Source organism: Amphritea atlantica, assembly GCF_018860855.1.
Lineage (GTDB): Bacteria > Pseudomonadota > Gammaproteobacteria > Pseudomonadales > Balneatricaceae > Amphritea > Amphritea atlantica_A.
In genome coordinates, this window is record NZ_JAHKQE010000042.1 from 16,098 (window position 1) to 33,446 (window position 17,349).

The 17,349-nt window shown below is 49.3% G+C and carries 15 protein-coding genes; 1 reads left to right on the top strand and 14 read right to left on the bottom strand.

All coding sequences use genetic code 11. The features are described 5' to 3' along the window. Nucleotides 1-83: 83 nt before the first annotated feature. The 12 genes from KO512_RS17520 to KO512_RS17575 form a co-directional block, all read right to left on the bottom strand. A complete protein-coding gene (locus KO512_RS17520; RefSeq protein ID WP_215953618.1) occupies nt 84-1,379 on the bottom strand; it encodes an adenylosuccinate synthase in 1,296 nt (431 codons plus the stop codon). A 33-nt stretch (nt 1,380-1,412) separates the two neighbouring features. Then, on the bottom strand, nt 1,413-2,597 hold the full coding sequence (locus KO512_RS17525; protein WP_215953619.1) for an ATP phosphoribosyltransferase regulatory subunit: 1,185 nt from the start codon (nt 2,595-2,597) through the stop codon (nt 1,413-1,415). Nucleotides 2,598-2,620: 23 nt separating this feature from the next. Next, on the bottom strand, nt 2,621-2,818 hold the full coding sequence (locus tag KO512_RS17530) for a DUF2065 domain-containing protein (RefSeq protein WP_215953620.1): 198 nt from the start codon (nt 2,816-2,818) through the stop codon (nt 2,621-2,623). 128 nt (nt 2,819-2,946) lie between these two features. Further along, nucleotides 2,947-3,828: a protease modulator HflC gene (gene hflC, locus KO512_RS17535; protein ID WP_215953621.1), complete on the bottom strand. Its 882-nt coding sequence runs from the start codon at nt 3,826-3,828 to the stop codon at nt 2,947-2,949. Beyond that, the gene (gene hflK / locus KO512_RS17540; RefSeq protein ID WP_215953622.1) at nt 3,828-5,015 is read right to left on the bottom strand and encodes an FtsH protease activity modulator HflK; all 1,188 of its coding nucleotides are present in this window, start codon (nt 5,013-5,015) and stop codon (nt 3,828-3,830) included. The genes hflC and hflK overlap by 1 nt, the downstream gene beginning before the upstream one ends. A gap of 55 nt (nt 5,016-5,070) precedes the next feature. Continuing rightward, nucleotides 5,071-6,390, bottom strand: coding sequence for a ribosome rescue GTPase HflX (hflX, locus tag KO512_RS17545; RefSeq protein ID WP_215953623.1), 1,320 nt, complete (start codon nt 6,388-6,390; stop codon nt 5,071-5,073). 8 nt (nt 6,391-6,398) lie between these two features. Then, the gene (gene hfq / locus KO512_RS17550; protein ID WP_091361235.1) at nt 6,399-6,635 is read right to left on the bottom strand and encodes an RNA chaperone Hfq; all 237 of its coding nucleotides are present in this window, start codon (nt 6,633-6,635) and stop codon (nt 6,399-6,401) included. A 118-nt stretch (nt 6,636-6,753) separates the two neighbouring features. After that, nucleotides 6,754-7,659: a tRNA (adenosine(37)-N6)-dimethylallyltransferase MiaA gene (gene miaA / locus KO512_RS17555; protein ID WP_215953652.1), complete on the bottom strand. Its 906-nt coding sequence runs from the start codon at nt 7,657-7,659 to the stop codon at nt 6,754-6,756. A gap of 55 nt (nt 7,660-7,714) precedes the next feature. Beyond that, nucleotides 7,715-9,610, bottom strand: a complete 1,896-nt coding sequence (gene mutL / locus KO512_RS17560) for a DNA mismatch repair endonuclease MutL (protein ID WP_215953624.1) — start codon at nt 9,608-9,610, stop codon at nt 7,715-7,717. A 22-nt stretch (nt 9,611-9,632) separates the two neighbouring features. Further along, on the bottom strand, nt 9,633-10,979 hold the full coding sequence (locus tag KO512_RS17565) for an N-acetylmuramoyl-L-alanine amidase family protein (protein ID WP_215953625.1): 1,347 nt from the start codon (nt 10,977-10,979) through the stop codon (nt 9,633-9,635). Nucleotides 10,980-11,032: 53 nt separating this feature from the next. Then, nucleotides 11,033-11,515, bottom strand: a complete 483-nt coding sequence (gene tsaE / locus KO512_RS17570; RefSeq protein WP_215953626.1) for a tRNA (adenosine(37)-N6)-threonylcarbamoyltransferase complex ATPase subunit type 1 TsaE — start codon at nt 11,513-11,515, stop codon at nt 11,033-11,035. Between the two features lie 10 nt (nt 11,516-11,525). Further along, nucleotides 11,526-13,028, bottom strand: a complete 1,503-nt coding sequence (locus KO512_RS17575; RefSeq protein WP_215953627.1) for an NAD(P)H-hydrate dehydratase — start codon at nt 13,026-13,028, stop codon at nt 11,526-11,528. A gap of 59 nt (nt 13,029-13,087) precedes the next feature. Between KO512_RS17575 and queG the strand changes: the two genes are divergently transcribed. Continuing rightward, a complete protein-coding gene (gene queG, locus KO512_RS17580) occupies nt 13,088-14,212 on the top strand; it encodes a tRNA epoxyqueuosine(34) reductase QueG (RefSeq protein WP_215953628.1) in 1,125 nt (374 codons plus the stop codon). A gap of 8 nt (nt 14,213-14,220) precedes the next feature. On the opposite strand, the gene KO512_RS17585 is transcribed toward queG, so the two are convergent. Both KO512_RS17585 and KO512_RS17590 read right to left on the bottom strand, forming a co-directional pair. Continuing rightward, the gene (locus tag KO512_RS17585; RefSeq protein ID WP_215953629.1) at nt 14,221-15,213 is read right to left on the bottom strand and encodes a patatin-like phospholipase family protein; all 993 of its coding nucleotides are present in this window, start codon (nt 15,211-15,213) and stop codon (nt 14,221-14,223) included. A gap of 206 nt (nt 15,214-15,419) precedes the next feature. Continuing rightward, nucleotides 15,420-17,240 carry an EAL domain-containing protein gene (locus KO512_RS17590; protein WP_215953630.1) on the bottom strand — a complete coding sequence of 607 codons (1,821 nt, stop codon included), beginning with the start codon at nt 17,238-17,240 and terminating at the stop codon, nt 15,420-15,422. Between the last annotated feature and the right edge of the window lie 109 nt (nt 17,241-17,349).

Sequence of the window (17,349 nt, forward strand, 5' to 3'; positions counted from 1 at the left end):
AGCAACAAACACTCGATACAAAAAATCCCAGCCGAAGCTGGGATTTTTTTTCAGTCCACTATCAGACCGAATACAAACAACGATTAAGCATCAAACGGATGACGCAGAACAATTGTTTCAAGTCGATCAGGGCCGGTTGAGATAATATCAATCGGCGCACCCGTTAACTCTTCAAGACGCTTAATGTAAGCAACCGCAGCGGCAGGTAACTCATCCAGGGTTTTCGCCCCTAAAGTAGACTCTGTCCAGCCTGGCATTGTTTCATAAACCGGCTCAACCGCTTCATAATCTTCACTGCCACTCAGAGAGCTAACCAAATTACCCTGCGCATCTTTATAACCAACACAGATCTCAATGGTTTCTAAGCCATCAAGAACATCCAGCTTAGTCAAACAAATGCCAGAAACGGAGTTAACTCGGATCGCATGCTTAAGCGCAACCGCATCAAACCAACCACAACGGCGTGCACGACCCGTCGTCGCGCCAAATTCGTGACCGCGCGTAGCGAGTCGATCACCAATCTCACAATCCAACTGAGTCGGGAAAGGACCTGAACCAACACGAGTCGTGTAGGCCTTAGTAATACCCAGCACATAATCCAAATATAACGGACCAAAACCACTACCTGTAGAGGTACCGCCAGCCGTTGTATTGGATGATGTCACGTATGGGTAGGTACCATGATCAATATCGAGCAGCGACCCTTGCGCACCTTCAAACATGATGTTTTCACCACGCTCACGATACTCATGCAACATCGACGTTACATCAGCAACCATCGGCCGTATGATCTCAGCCATCTCCAGCGCTTCTTTCAGCACTTCATCATAGCTAACAGCCTCGACCTTGTAATAGTTCTGCAACACAAAGTTGTGATATTCCAACACCTCTTTGAGCTTCACTGCAAAACGTTCCGGATTCATCAGGTCGTCTACACGTAAACCACGGCGCGCTACCTTATCTTCATACGCAGGCCCGATACCGCGGCCCGTCGTACCAATTTTGGCTTCACCACGCGCAAGTTCACGCGCTTGGTCTAGTGCAACATGGTACGGCAGAATCAGCGTACAGGCAGGGCTTAGACGCAGACGTTCACGTACAGGAACGCCACGCCCCTCTAACTCGGTTATCTCTTCCAGCAGCGCTTCCGGAGAAAGCACTACACCATTACCGATCATGCAAAGCACATTTTCACGCAGGATACCGGATGGAATTAGATGAAGAACCGTCTTCTCACCATCGATTACCAGCGTATGACCCGCATTGTGACCACCTTGAAAGCGTGCCACGGCGGTAGCCTGATCTGTTAACAGGTCGACGATTTTACCTTTACCTTCGTCGCCCCACTGTGTTCCTAAAACAACTACGTTTTTGCCCATTGGTTGTCTCTAGCGATTAGTCTATCTTAATAATTAAAGGCTCTCGAGAACCCACGTACCATCCTGCTGTACTAACTGATGAGTAAACTGCTGCGCATCTTCCACAACCGTACTATCCAGCAACTGCACAACACGCTCTCCCTGAGCTCTCAACTTAGCCACAACTTCCAGCGCTGCAGAGTCTTCGACAGCCGGTACCCGTACAACTTTACGCGTAAGCTTAGGCGGCATTACCGCTAAACCTACAAGCGTTTTCAAATCTGCACTGAATCCAGTTGCCGGACGAGCACGACCAAAATCGCGCCCGACTTCATCATAACGACCACCCTTAGCCACCGCTTGCCCAAATGCCGGAACATAAGCAGCAAACACGACCCCCGTATGGTAGTTATAACCCCGCAACTCACTCAGATCGAAATACAGATCTAGTTGCGGATAACGCTGGGAGATCTGCTCTGCAAGTGCATCCAGATAATCCAACGCTTCAATAATCGTTTGCTCAACACCCGCAAAACACTCACGAGCTTGTTGCAACACTTCCCGCCCACCATGCAGTGTCGGCAAAACAGCCAAATAACACTTAATACGCTCATCCAGATCAGATTGCGCTAAAAATCGCCCAATTTCAGGAAGATCTTTACGTTGCAGCAATTCGAAATATTCAGCTTCCTGGTCAGCGCTCAAGGCAGCCTCACCCATCAAACCGCGGTAGATACCGACATGGCCTAAATCGAGACTTAGTTCTTGATTTACCTGCATCGCATTCAAGGTTTCTACCATCAGCGAGATAATCTCAACATCACTGGCAACACCGGAATGACCAAACAGTTCAGCACCCACTTGTAGCGGGTTTCGGGACGCCAACGGATTAGCTGGCAGGGTATGCAATACAGTACTGCAATAGCAAAGACGAACCGGCCCTTGATAACTCAAGTGGTTCGCGTCAATACGCGCGACTTGCTGGGTAATATCTGCACGAATACCCAGCATTCGACCCGTTAACTGATCCGTTACTTTAAACGTATTCAGCTCCAGATCTCGACCCACCCCCACTAACAGTGAGTTTAGGTGTTCGATCAGCGGTGTCATGACTAACTCATAACCCCAGCTATCATAAAGATCCAGCAAGCGACGACGCGCAGTCTCAACCTGTTGTGCCTGAGGCGGCAGCACCTCTTTGACGCCGTCTGGTAGCAACCAGCGTTCTGCCAAGGACATGTAACTCTCCGAAATACAGTGGATCAGTTGAATATATAAAGCAAGATGACACCGGTCATCATACTTACAAAACCAGTTATGCGCAGCCCTCGGTTACTCACCAAGGCTAATTGATGTACCAAGTTGCGCCAACGTTGTGGATAAAGAAAAGGGACGATACCTTCCATCACCAGCATCAGACAAAAGCCTATCAGTAGCGGATGCCAAAGATCAGAATGCATGCTTTACCTCAACACAACGGCACAGCCGTCACATAAAAAAACCGGGTCATAACCCGGTTAATAAATTCTACCACGGAATAGACATATTAGTGCAGCCTATTCCGTGGATTTTTTATACGACAAACGATCTATTTCGCAGGCTTACCACTAGGGTTACCCAAGTAGCGGAAAAATTCGCTATCTGGTTTTAACACCATGATATCACCTTGCTGATTAAAGGCCGCTTTATAAGCATTCAAGCTGCGATAAAAGGAATAAAACTCAGCATCTTTATTATATGCATCTGCATACACTTTAGCCGCCAGAGCATCACCCTCACCACGAACCTGTTGAGCATCACGATAGGCATTGGCTTCGATAACCGCTTTTTGACGATCAGCATCAGCCTGAATACCTTCAGCAAGCTCTTTACCACGAGAACGCAGTTCACGGGCTTCCCGCTCACGCTCGGTACGCATCCGCTCATATACAGAGGCTGATACTTCCTGAGGTAGGTCGATCTTCTTAACTCGAATATCGATCATCTCGATACCCAGTTCGTCTTTGGTTTGCACACTCAAAGAGTTAACCAACTCGACCATCAGCTCATCACGCTCACCAGACACAACTTCAGTCAACGTACGCTCACCGAATTGGTTACGCAGCCCCGCATCAACGTTCGGGAACAGCAGTTCTGCTGCTTTATACTCATCACCCGATGTTGCGGTGTAGTATTTCTGCGGATCAACGATGCGCCACTTGATAAAAGAGTCAACGATCAGACGCTTCTTCTCAACAGTAAGGTATGACTGAGCCTGCGCATCCAATGTCTGCACTCGGCCATCAAACTTACGTATCTTATTGATCACTGGAATCATGATATGCAAACCGGGTTTGATATCCGGATTAACAATTTCACCAAACTTCAGCAATACCGCCCGATCCGTTTCTTTAATGATATACAGGGTATTAAAGCCAACCACCACCAGCAAGAGTGCGATCACCAATCCTGTCATTGATTTACCCGACATTAGCGTGCCTCCCGTGTAGTCGTTTGCTGACGCTGACGCAATTGATCGATTACCTGATCAGTCACATCCTGTAATTCAGAACTATTCAACCGACCACTTGAAGATCCAGTTGATGTCCGAGGACGGTTCTCGACCAACTTATCCAGCGGCAGATACATCATATTATTGCCACCCTCAACATCAATCAGCACTTTAGAGTTTTTCGACAACACCTCTTCCATCGCATCAAGATAGAGACGTTCGCGGGTTACTTCTGGTGCTTTCTGATACTCGGTTAGCAAAGAAGAGAAACGCTGCGCATCACCTTTCGCTTGCGCAACAACTCGCTCACGATAACCGTTGGCCTCTTCCTTCATACGCTGAGCAATACCACGCGCTTCAGGTACGATACCGTTACGGTAAGATTCAGATTGGTTAATCGAGCGCTGCTCATCCTCACGCGCTTTGATAACGTCATCAAACGCATCCTGCACCTGAGAAGGGGCTTTAGCCTCTTTAATGTTGATCTGCGTAATCCGTAAACCCGTCTGATAAGCGTCCATGAAATTCTGCAGACGCAACTTCACGTCACTACCAAGCACTTCACGGCCAGCGGTCAGAATAGAGTTCATCTCAGATGAACCCACCGTATGACGTAACGCTGATTCAGCAGCATTCTGCAAACTTCCATTAGGATCCCGAACCTTCAATGCATAATTAACAGGATCCGAAATAACATATTGAACTGTCATACTGACATCAACGATATTTTCATCTTCTGTCAGCATCAGTGAACGATGCTCATAGGCACTAACACGGGTAACATTGGCGGTGATCACCTCATCAATCAGCGGTGGATTCCACTGCAGACCTGGCATCACAGTTTCCTGATATTTACCCAAGCGAAGCACCACACCTCGCTCCTGCTGATCGACAGTATAGAAACCCATCGCAGCCCAGCCTACCAGCACCACCACAACCACAACGGCAAAAAATCCCGCTGAAGAGGAAGATGAAGGACCGGAGCCCCCAGTACCTTTATTGCCGCCACCTTTGCCAAAGATGCCGCTCAGTTTTTCCTGTAGTTTTTGCAGCGCTTCATCGAGATCAGGTGGGCCCTGATCTTTTTTACCACCGCCACGACGATCACCGCCGCTATTCCAGGGGTCCTGATTATTGCCGTTACCACCAGGCTCATTCCAAGCCATACTGTACTCCGTTATTGAACTTTGAAACCATTAAAAAAATTGTAAGCAGCATACGTTAACTATGCAACCACTCGGGTTTGTTGACATTAGCACCGAGGTATCGTTCCGGTGCAATGTGCATACGACTCAATAATTGCAGTAGATCTTTTTTCTGAATCCGAACTTCCAGATCAATCATCCCCTGCTCATCAACCACCTCATTAAGCACAGCCCCCTGAGCATAAAGCTGGGCACGTAGACCACCTTCCTCCGGCCGCAAACTGAGTTGCTCATGAAAAATATCGTCGACGAGCAACTCTGTGATCGCCTTAAATAACAGATCTATACCTTCACCTGAGACAGCGGACAACCAAACTCGGATCGGTTTACCTTCATCGTTACGATCGATACGGGCCTCAGCCCTCTCGAGCATATCGATTTTGTTATAAACCTCAAGCGTCAACACCTCATCAGCGCCGATCTCTTTCAGTACGGTATGCACTTCATGCATATGCGACTGCCGATCTTCATCATAAGCATCAATCACGTGCAACAACAATTCCGCTTCAGTTGTTTCTTGCAGAGTAGCACGGAACGCTTCAACAAGCTTATGCGGCAGGTGCCGAATAAAACCCACGGTATCCGCTAGAATCGCAGGTCCGACATCTGCTAAATCAATCCTGCGCAAGGTAGGATCTAGAGTAGCGAATAGCTGATCTGCCGCATAGACTTCAGCGTCAGTGATACGATTAAACAGCGTCGACTTACCCGCATTGGTATAACCCACCAAAGAGATCGTCGGCACTTCTGAGCGACTCCGGGCTCGACGCCCCTGCTCTCGCTGCTTACGCACTTTTCCCAATCGCTTGAGAATACTTTTGATTCTAGCTCGTAGTAGACGCCGATCGGTTTCTAGCTGGGTTTCACCCGGACCACGCAGACCGATACCACCTTTTTGTCGTTCTAGGTGGGTCCAGCCGCGCACCAGACGCGTTGACATATGCTCCAGCTGTGCCAATTCCACTTGAAGTTTACCTTCATAGGTACGGGCACGCTGGGCAAAAATATCTAGAATCAACCCAGTACGGTCGAGCACTCGACACTCAATCGCGCGCTCGATCTCACGTTCCTGACCGGGGCTAAGGCTGTGATTAAAAATCACCAACTCAGCGTCGTGCAGATGCACAAGATCCCTCAGCTCTTCTACCTTACCAGAGCCGATAAATGTTTTAGGGTTGGGGAGACTGCGAGATCCGGTTAAAAAAGCAACCGGATCTGCACCGGCAGATAAAGCGAGCTCTTCAAGCTCTTTAGGACTTTCACGGTCCACTTCATCAGCCATATCGATATGAACAAGAATGGCGCACTCGCCAGACTTAGGGCGCTCAAAGAACAATGAAAACCTCAGTCAGTTGATTCATCACCCTGCGGTAGTTTTACCGGACGGGCTGGAACCACAGTAGAAATAGCGTGCTTGTAAACCATCTGGCTGACAGTATTCTTCAGCAGAATCACAAACTGATCGAAGGACTCAATCTGTCCTTGAAGTTTGATGCCGTTTACAAGAAAAATTGAAACAGGTACCCGTTCTTTACGTAGTACGTTTAGATAAGGGTCTTGTAACGATTGCCCTTTTGACATTGGAAGCTCCTTCCTATGAGTAAGTGGTGCACCGCGATTGAAGCATAATTCGTGCCCCGCGATACAATATGCTGTCACTAAAAAGCCGGACAGCCCAAAATTTATTTTCTGTACTGCATTATATAATGATCCCATCCAACAATTTCAAGGCATTATTCGTTAAATTAGGGTCTGCTGATTCAAAATAGTGCAGATTCTCCCAACTACGTAGCCAAGTTATCTGTCGTTTGGCTAATTGTCGCGTAGCGATGACACCTTTTTCGATCATCGTGGGGTAATCCCACTGCCCCTCAAAGTGTTCCCACATCTGTCGATAACCAACGCATCGCACCGATGGCAACTGCGCATTCAGGTCACCACGATCCCACAGCGCTCTGACTTCTGCTTCGAAGCCTTGTTCGAGCATCATGTGAAAACGTTTTTCAATCCGTTCATGCAGCGTTTTACGCGCTTCAGGCATCACACAGATCTGGGTAACGTCATAAGGCAACTGCTGCAACGTCTGTTCTTGCCATAACTCGGTCATCGTGCGTCCGGTCAGTTCGAACACTTCCAACGCCCGCTGCATACGCTGTGGATCGTTAGGGTGGATGCGCTGGGCTGCCACCGGATCGATCTGCTGCAAACGCTGATGTAGATAGCCCCAACCATGCACCTCCGCTTCAGCAACTAAACGATCACGAATTGATTGATCCGCCTGAGGCAAGACCGCCAACCCCTTCAACAACGCCTGATAGTAGAGCATGGTTCCGCCCACCAGCAGTGGAATTCGACCGGCGGTACGAATCTCTGCCATTTCGCGTAACGCATCGGCTCTAAAATCGGCCGCTGAATAACTCTCTGCCGGATCAAGAATATCGACTAACCGGTGTGGATAACGGGATAAAAACTCAGCATCCGGCGTGGCCGTGCCAATATTCATCTCGCGATAGATCATCGCCGAATCCACACTGATAATATCGCAGGGCAATCGGTCGCATAAGGCCATCGCCAGATCGGTTTTACCGGAGGCCGTTGGCCCCATCAGAAAAATAGCCGGTGGTAGCGGGGCACCATTTGTATCAACGGGTTGACTCAACTTATTGCCCTCGCATAAACAGACTATCGAGATCGGTCATCGACATCTGCGTCCAAGTGGGCCGACCATGGTTACACTGACCACTTCGTTCGGTGTGTTCCATATCTCTTAACAGCGCATTCATCTCGGGGATGGTCAGTTGTCGATTGGCCCTGACCGAACCATGACACGCCATCGTCGCCAATAACTCATTGGTATGCTGCTGGATTTTTTGACTGGTACCAAACATCACCATATCACCGAGTACATCGAGGATTAGTTTGCTGATGTCGGCACTGGCTAACGCTACCGGCACCTGCCGAATGACGAGAGTCTCCTCACCCATTCGTGCAATCTCGATACCCAGTTTAGAAAACACCTCGGCATGCTCTTCAGCACAATCAGCTTCCATCGAACTCACGGCCATACTCACAGGCACCAGCAAAGGCTGACTCCGCACGCCCTCGGCTTCATAGGCTAACTTCATACGTTCGTACACCACCCGTTCATGGGCGGCATGCATATCCACAACAACCAAGCCCGCATCATTCTGCGCCAAAACAAAAATACCGTGCAGCTGTGCGATGGCGTATCCCAATGGTGGACATTCGCTGTCATCCGCTTCCGCCATCTGACCGGGCATTGATGCTAACGCCGCGTCAGCCTGCGGATGTAGAGCAGCATATCCAGAAATCTGATCTCTCACCTGCCCCGCACTCGGACGGTCGGCAGCATAGCGACTGGACGGAGCAAATCCTGAGCCAGCCATGCTATTAGTATTACCTTGCAATTGGTGCAGCGGCATCCGGCTCTGCTCAAAATTCTGTGACGTCAGTGCCTGTCCCGGCACGTTACTCAGCAACTCACTGGCGGCCGCCCCAGAAATGGCCGGCTCACTGCCCTGCTCTGGGCGAATATCAGCGATAACCCGATGGGTTGTGCGAAAAATAAAGTCATGGACCAGTCGAGTTTCGCGAAAACGCACTTCGTGTTTAGTCGGATGTACATTTACATCCACCAGTTTAGGGTCCAGCTCCATATACAGCACATAGGCGGGATGGCGACCATGATAGAGCACATCCTGATAGGCCTGACGCAATGCATGGGCAACCACTTTGTCGCGAATAATACGACCATTGACAAAGAAATACTGCAAATCCGCCTGACTACGAGAGAAGGTTGGCAATGCCACCCAGCCCCACAACCTAAGCCCTGAGGCTTGCGCACTCACATCCACCTTCATAGCATTTTCAATGAAAGCAGGGGATAACAGCGTCGCAATACGCCGCTCTTGTTCAGTCTCACTCACCGCCGGACGCAACTGATGAATAATTTTTTGGTTATGTTTAAGGGTAAAGCCCACATCAAAGCGACTCAGTGCCAGCCGTTTAACCACCTCTTCCAGATGTTTAAACTCGGTTTTTTCGGTCTTGAGAAACTTGCGTCGAGCGGGGGTATTAAAAAACAGATCCCGCACTTCAACGGTTGAACCCTGCGGATGGGCCGCCGGCGAGACTTCAGCGGTCATATCTCGCCCTTCGGTCTGCACCTGCCAGCCAGCTTCTTGATCCGCCGTGCGCGAGGTCAGCGTAAGACGAGAAACAGAACTGATCGACGCCAGTGCTTCGCCACGAAAACCGAGGCTTTCCACCGCTTCGAGATCATCTAAATTAAGGATTTTACTGGTGGCATGACGACTAAGCGCCAGTGCCAAATCATCTTTTTCGATCCCCTGACCATCGTCACGTAATCGAATCAGTTTGACGCCGCCCTGCTCGATATCCAGTTCGATTCGGTTGGCCCCCGCATCAAGACTATTCTCAAGAATCTCTTTAACAACAGAAGCGGGACGTTCAACCACTTCGCCGGCGGCAATTTGGTTCGCCAGTCGAGGAGTCAGTAGGTGTATTCGGGACATATCACAGGTTACACGTAATTGATTAACTGGCGGGTATTTTCAGTACCTGACCAATCATAATATGATCGGCACTGCGCAACCCATTCGCCTTGCGTAAAGCAGCCAACGATACACCGTTCCTACTGGCAATAACAGAGAGAGTATCCCCTCTCACCACCTTATAACTCGAGGATGCCAACGCACCATTTGCACCCTCTTTTTTCCAGGCTAACCAAGTGAGGGCCGGAGGCTTCGCGGTAAAGTGCGCTTTGATGCCCGCAAAAACAGCCTGAGCCATCTTACGCTGATAGGCTTTAGATTTTAGCTTAGCCGCTTCATCATGGTTGGTAATGAAGCCGGTCTCAACCAAAATGGAGGGGATATCCGGTGATTTCAACACCACGAAGCCCGCCTGTTCGACCTGTTTTTTATGCATTTTGGCGAACTTACTCATATTACGATGAATGCTATGAGCAATATCCCGACTATCACTAAGACTAGCCGTCATCGACATATCCAACAATACCTTGGCCAGCACTTCGTCTTTATCTTCCAAGCTGACACTACCAACACCACCAATCAGATCAGCACTATTCTCTTTTTGCGCTAGCCAGCGGCCCATTTCACTACTCGCACCCCGAGGCGACAATACCCACACCGATGCACCTTTAGCTCGATGATCGCGAAAGCCATCCGCATGAATCGATACAAACATATCCGCATTCATTTTTCGAGCCCGCTCAGTACGGCTGCGTAGGCTAATATAGTAATCGCCGTCCCGAGTCAGCTTAGGCTGAAAGCCTCGTTCTTTGTCCAGTAATGCTTTGAGTTCTCTGGCGATTCCCAACACCACTGTTTTTTCCTTCACCCGTCCAGGCCCGATCGCGCCCGGATCTTCACCGCCATGACCCGCATCGATAGCAATAATAATATCCCGCCGAGCGGAAGGGTCGTTGACAGAAGCCACGGCCGTTTTTGCCGGAGCTTCGGCCACATCTCGGTATAGATCAACAACCAAGCGATCTCCGTATTGATCATTCGGCTTTAAAGCAAAGCTTTTAGGTTTTACATGTTCATTGAGTTCCAACACGATACGCAGGTCTTTACCCCCATTGCGGGAACCTGAACGCATCAAAGAGATAGGGCTATTACTTAGATCAACGGATGCTAAATTCGATTCTAATGTCGCCCCTGACATATCCAACACAATACGATCAGGTTTTTTTAGGGTAAACAATTTATGCTGCACTGCTGACGAAAGGTCAAATACCAGCCGTGCATGATCCGGCGCGATCCACACCCGCACGTTATGAACTTCAGCCGCATAGGCGCTGACAGTCCCAAACCCGCCGGTCAGTAATAGCACTAATAGCCAGAAGCGTTGCATCATTCGGTTTACTCTTCCCCTCATATATCCTGCATACCCTAGACACTCATGATTTATCAATTAACAAGCGAACACTTAAGCTTATCGGCCAACAACTGACCTTTTTCAGTCTGCGCCTGCCAATAAATCCGCCGACCTCTATTTTCAACACTAATATCGATCAGTAGATCAGCCAGCGGCAATGCTCCCTCGCCCTTTTCTGGCCACTCTATCAGACAGAGGCTCTGATCGGTGAAATAGTCGCGAATCCCGAGATATTCAAGCTCTTCTGGGTCACCTAAGCGATATAGATCGAAATGAAATACCGTCAATGCTTCTAATTCATAAGGTTCAACCAGTGTATAGGTAGGACTCTTAACTGAACCTTGATGACCAAAGCCCTGCAACACACCCCGGCTCAGAGTTGTTTTACCCATACCCAGATCGCCGTTGAGGAAAATAACCTCCCCACCGCTGCTCGCCTGAGCGACCTGCCGACCAAACATCACCATCGCTGTTTCATCGGCAACGAACACACTGTAATCTGATTCTTGCGGCACCTGTTATTCCTCACAAGCCATTAACCAACAAACGCAATTGTGCCAATAGATCCGTCGCTTGCATACCTCGAGCACCATATTGTGCCGCACTTCGATCGGCCGCCGCACCATGCAACCAAGCACCTAACCGGGCAGCATCCGCAGTAGACAACCCTTGAGCGATTAAACCACCAATCACACCACTGAGCACATCGCCCATACCACCACTGGCCATTCCCGGATTACCCGTGGGATTGAGGTGCAGGGCATCACCATCAAAACTCAGGCTACCGGGCCCCTTGAGCAATGCCACGCCGCCAAACGCCGATTGTAACGCAACAACGGCGGCAAAGCGGTCCGCTTGCAGTTCACCGACTGTGCAATCGAGCAACCGAGCCGCTTCACCCGGATGAGGTGTAATCACCCAATGTTCACCATCACGCTGGCCAAACTCGCCACGTTGCTGCAATAAATTTAAGGCATCGGCATCCAGCACCAGTGGTTTGCCACTTTTCAGCGCGACCATCAACAGCTGTTCACCCCAAGCCTGCTGCCCCAACCCCGGCCCTAATACCAGCACGGTGGCGCGCGCGATCAAAGGCTCAAGCTCTGCCCCCGAACGCACCCCCACAGCCATAGCTTCGGGGTAACGGCTCAACAACGCTGCCAGATGCTCCTTACGGGTGGCTACGGTCACCAACCCTGCGCCACAACGACCCGCCGCCTGCGCCGCCATAATCGCAGCGCCCCCCATACCACTGTCTCCACCAATCACTAATACATGACCACAACTACCTTTATGAGCGGTTTTAGCGCGAGCGGGCAGTAGGTGAGCGACATCATCCGCCCCCGTAATAAAACCGGACACATCGACCGACTCATACACATCATCACTCACCCGCAGATCATCAAATAACAGTTCACCTGTATACTCAGGCCCTTGATGGGTCAATAAGCCGCGTTTAACACCAATAAAGGTCACGGTCATATCAGCCCGTACTGCAATCCCCTGAACCGCACCGGTATCGCTACATAACCCTGAAGGAATATCCAAAGCAACCACCGGCAAACTGGCATGATTGATCTGCTTAATCGCTGTCATAAAAGGATCACGCACCGCACCGCTAATACCCGTACCTAACAGCCCATCGACAATCAACTCACCGGTAAAAGTCTGCCCTCGGTAGATCTGACTAGGCACTGCTTCACGCTGTAACCACGCCCAAGCCTCCTGCGCTTCACCGCAGAGGCGGTCAGCAAAATCATCGCTACCAACGCAGAGAAGCTGCACTAACATCCCTTGACGATGCGCTAATCCTGCCACGATCAAACCATCACCGCCGTTATTGCCGCCACCGCACAACAGCGTTAATTTACGCACCTCCGGCCAGCGTTGTCGCAATCGATCAAACGCCGCATGACCGGCCCGCTGCATCAGTTTAAAACCGGGTACCCCCGAAGCGATCGCCATACGATCAAGAGCACGGCTCTGTTCCGCTGTGTATAATGCTGTTGGCAGACCTGAATGTGACATAAGATATTCTCTGAAAGTACTTCTAACTTTTCCATTCCTAACTTTATTATATAGTGCCAATGACTCAATACGACCCCGAAACACTGCAAAACCTGGTGATACAGATCAAAACAGAGGCTGCAGCCTTGGGTTTTCAGCAATGTGGCATTACTGATACGGATCTTAGCGCTGAAGAGGCTCCTTTGAAGGAGTGGCTCGATAAAGGCTATCAGGGTGAGATGAGTTATCTGGAGAATAACGTTGATAAACGGCTTAACCCCGCTTTACTGACAGAGGGAACCCAGCGAATTATCTGCGTCCGTATGAACTGTCTGCCTCCCGATATCGAGACGCTTAAGATCCTCAAAAATCCCGATCAAGCCTACATATCCCGCTACACCATGGGGCGTGATTATCATAAGGTGATGCGTAAAAAACTAACCTTGTTGGGCAAAGCGATTGAAAAGTTGATCGGCGAATTCGGTTATCGTGCCTTTGTGGATAGCGCGCCGGTGCTGGAGCGCCCTCTAGCCCGGAAGAGTGGCCTAGGCTGGCAGGGCAAACACACGCTGATTTTAAACCGAGAAGCCGGTTCTTGGTTTTTACTCGGTGAATTATTTGTCGATCTACCACTGCCGATCGATGCCCCCTACACCGAAGAACACTGCGGTCAGTGTCAGGCCTGTATCGATGTCTGCCCAACCCAAGCGATTATCGCCCCCTATAAACTGGACGCCCGTCGCTGCATCTCCTATCTAACGATCGAACTAAAAGGCGCCATTCCCACTGAATTCCGCCCTCTGATCGGCAATCGAATCTTTGGTTGCGATGATTGCCAGCTAATCTGTCCTTGGAATCGCTTTGCTAAACACAGCGAAGAAGCTGATTTCACTCCGCGACATCAGCTCGATCATATCTCATTACTGGAATTACAAAGCTGGGATGAGGCGACCTTTCTAAAACGTACCGAAGGTTCAGCCATTCGACGCACCGGCTATAGTGGTTGGCAACGCAATATCGCCGTCGCTCTAGGTAATAGCCGCGGCGGAGATGCCGTCCTCAGTACCTTACAAAAAATGATTGATGGTGATGACCCCTTGGTGCGTGAGCATGCACAATGGGCCTTGGAGTCTCTTCGATCTGAAACAACGGACGATAGCACACCTATCTTGCATCACCCCCGTGCGGCCAAACTACCAGATTAAGGATTCAATTAACTAAATAGCGTATTAAGATCACTACTTTCTCGTTTGCCCAGATTCGCCTGATTAGCATACAACCATTGATCACAGGCCTCGCGACCTGATTCCTTCAAACTGGTCAAAAACTGCTTACTATTATCATACATACTCATCCGAGGCAGTCCTTCCAGTGACGCATCACTCTCTAATAAGTGACAACGCATGCCATTGACTTTACGCTCCGCCCAACCCTGCCGCCAACGTGAGCCTGAGCTATACTGGCGAATATTACTCACCGCCCGCATCTCCCGCATAAAAGTACTTTGAAAGCCTAACTCGGTGACTCGTTCAGCAATCGATTCGGCCGATACAGGCAAAGTTTCTCGCTGCAGCGATTGTAATAAAATAATCAGTACATCATCGCTAACGCATTCATAAATCAAAGGAAATACCGCTGGATTACCTGAAAAGCCACCGTCCCAGTAATAGGCACCATCGATCTCGATCGCTTTATGAATGTTCGGCAAGCAAGCCGAAGCCAGCAGACGGGGCAAATCTAACTCCCGCTCATGAAACAGTTTCAACTTACCGGTTGCCACTTCTGTAGCGGCAATAAACAACTTGAATGGACAATCCTGACGTAATTTTTCAAAACACACCTGTTTTGCCAATAGATCTTCCAAAGGATTAATATCCAGTAGATTCACGTCATAAGGCGACAGATAGCGCATCGCATGCAGCCAAAAGCGTGTCACCGCGCCTTCCACATGTTCAGGTAAACGAATTGAAAAATCACTGGCAGCCACCGCCAGCCAGAAAGATGCCAACTGCTGCTTCGCTCCCTCTCGCCCACCTTGGCGCCAACCTTCAGCCAACATAACAGCATTCATCGCACCGGCACTGGTGCCACTCACGCCCTCAAAGTTGATCCAAGTTTCATCCAGTAAACGGTCTAATACTCCCCAAGTAAATGCGCCGTGAGCACCACCACCTTGCAATGCAAGATTAAGAGACACTGACTTCATAATTCACCTCTACGTTCGTATTGCTATTTTTTGTGCACTGCACAAAAAATAGCACAAAAACGCTGACATAAGGATAAATACTCTTCATCAAAAGCGTTAAGGGGATATAAAATTGATGCCAAATACTGTAACAAAGCGGTTCCTGATGATGATTTCTTGTACCGCCGTTGCGCTAATACAATAACCAATAGTACTGCTTTGAACCGTTATTCATGGGCAGAGAGCGTTGGGGCAGGTTCGCTAAACAGATACCCTTGGGAATAGTCGATCCCTAAGGATTCAACTACACGCTGCACGGCTTCGTTATGAACAAATTCTGCGACGGTTTTGATACCTGCGTTACGGGCAAAGAAGACGATTGCCCGAGTAATTTCATAACTTTTACTATCGGTATCAATATTCTTAATATATTTCGCATCGATCTTCACTACATCCACATGTAGCTCAAGAATACGCTCAAAGTTAGAATATTCAGTGCCAAAGTCATCGATAGCCAATACATAACCCAGCGCTTTGAGACGACACAACTGAGCAACATGACTACTCTTACCCGCCGAGCTAACTCCTTCGAGAATCTCCAGCACTAACTGTTCGGGTTTAACACCATACTGGGCAATCTTCTCGCTCAGATAGGCTTCCAAATACTCCATTAGTGGGTCATCTTCGGTAATATTGACAGACAGCATCAAGCCAGTGCCTGCGATCTTGGCTAGCCCTTTATCGATCATCAGACGGCTAATCGTCGGAAATAGCCCTGATAGCTTCACCGCATGAAGAAAATGATAGGGTGTGTAGACGGTACCATCGTCATCTTCTAACCGTACCAATGCCTCATAGCTAATAATCTCACCGGTTGCATTATCCCGAACGCCGTGAAAATAGGGGACGACTCGGCCATCATTAAGCGCCCGATGCAGCATCGAATTCCAACCAATATACTCTCGCCGCAACGTTTGATCAGGCTCGTCTCGCTCAGCGTTATAGAGGTGAAAGCGGTTCTTCCCTAACGCCTTTGCCTGACTCATCGCCTGAATAGCCTGTTCAAGCAAGGCAGCTCGCCCTGTCGCACCACCAATCGTAAAGGTAATACTGAAACACTGATTATCGATCATCAACGAGTGGGCAAACAGGTACCGACGAAAGCGCTCTACCTGCGGTTCAAGATCGATGAGTTTTCGATAATACAGGGCAAACTCATCCGCATTGATGCGGTAAAGTTCCGCTTCGGGAAACTGCTCGGCCAGCAGATTAGCTACTTCACACAGAAATAGGTCGCCAAACGCAGGGCCGTAAGCAGTATTAATAAACCGAAAATTATCTAGATTGATCAGCAGCAAGGATTGCTGAGCAATGCAGTTTTTCAATTTCAATTTTAACTTAGACTGGTTCGGCAGTGATGTCAGACTATCGTATTCAAGGGCGGTTATAAGCTGTTGACGCTGCTCGTCAAGCGCCTGTTCCTGAGTTTGCTTAGCCAGCACAATACTCACCACTAATGCCCCTACATCCAGCAACCGAGCATGAAAGGGTGAAGGCGAACGATGTTCAAACGAAGAGAGAGCAAATGAACCAATGACGGCGCCATCACCATCATGAACAGGCATTGACCAGCAGGCACACAGGTTAAAATCACGGGCTAAATGACGCAGATCCGCCCAACGGGGATCGCAGAAAGTATCCCGAACAAACACCGGCTCATTTCGCATCACGGCGTTACCGCACGAACCAGCACCCGGCCCGGGCGATAAATGACACAATGCATCAATCCCTGCTTGCGGCACGCTCGGAGCCGCAAGCACATTCAGCAGGCCCGTCTCTTTATCGAGCAACATAACGGTCGCTACCGACCCCGGCAGCAACTGCTCAGCCATCTGACATAACGCGGTGAGGATATCGAGAAAAGGCTCATTATGGGCGACTTGAGTAAAAATCGTCTGCTGTAAGCTCAGAATTTTATCCAACTCTTCAATCGACATCGTCAGCGATATATCGCTATGCGAGCTTACATTATCGACTTCATCAATCATGGGTACTCAAGCGCTCAATCCTTCCAACTTTAAATAAATAACCCTGTTATATATAAGCTTTTTAACCAAAAGCTACAAGCCTTACGACCCGTTAACGACTGGGTTAAGG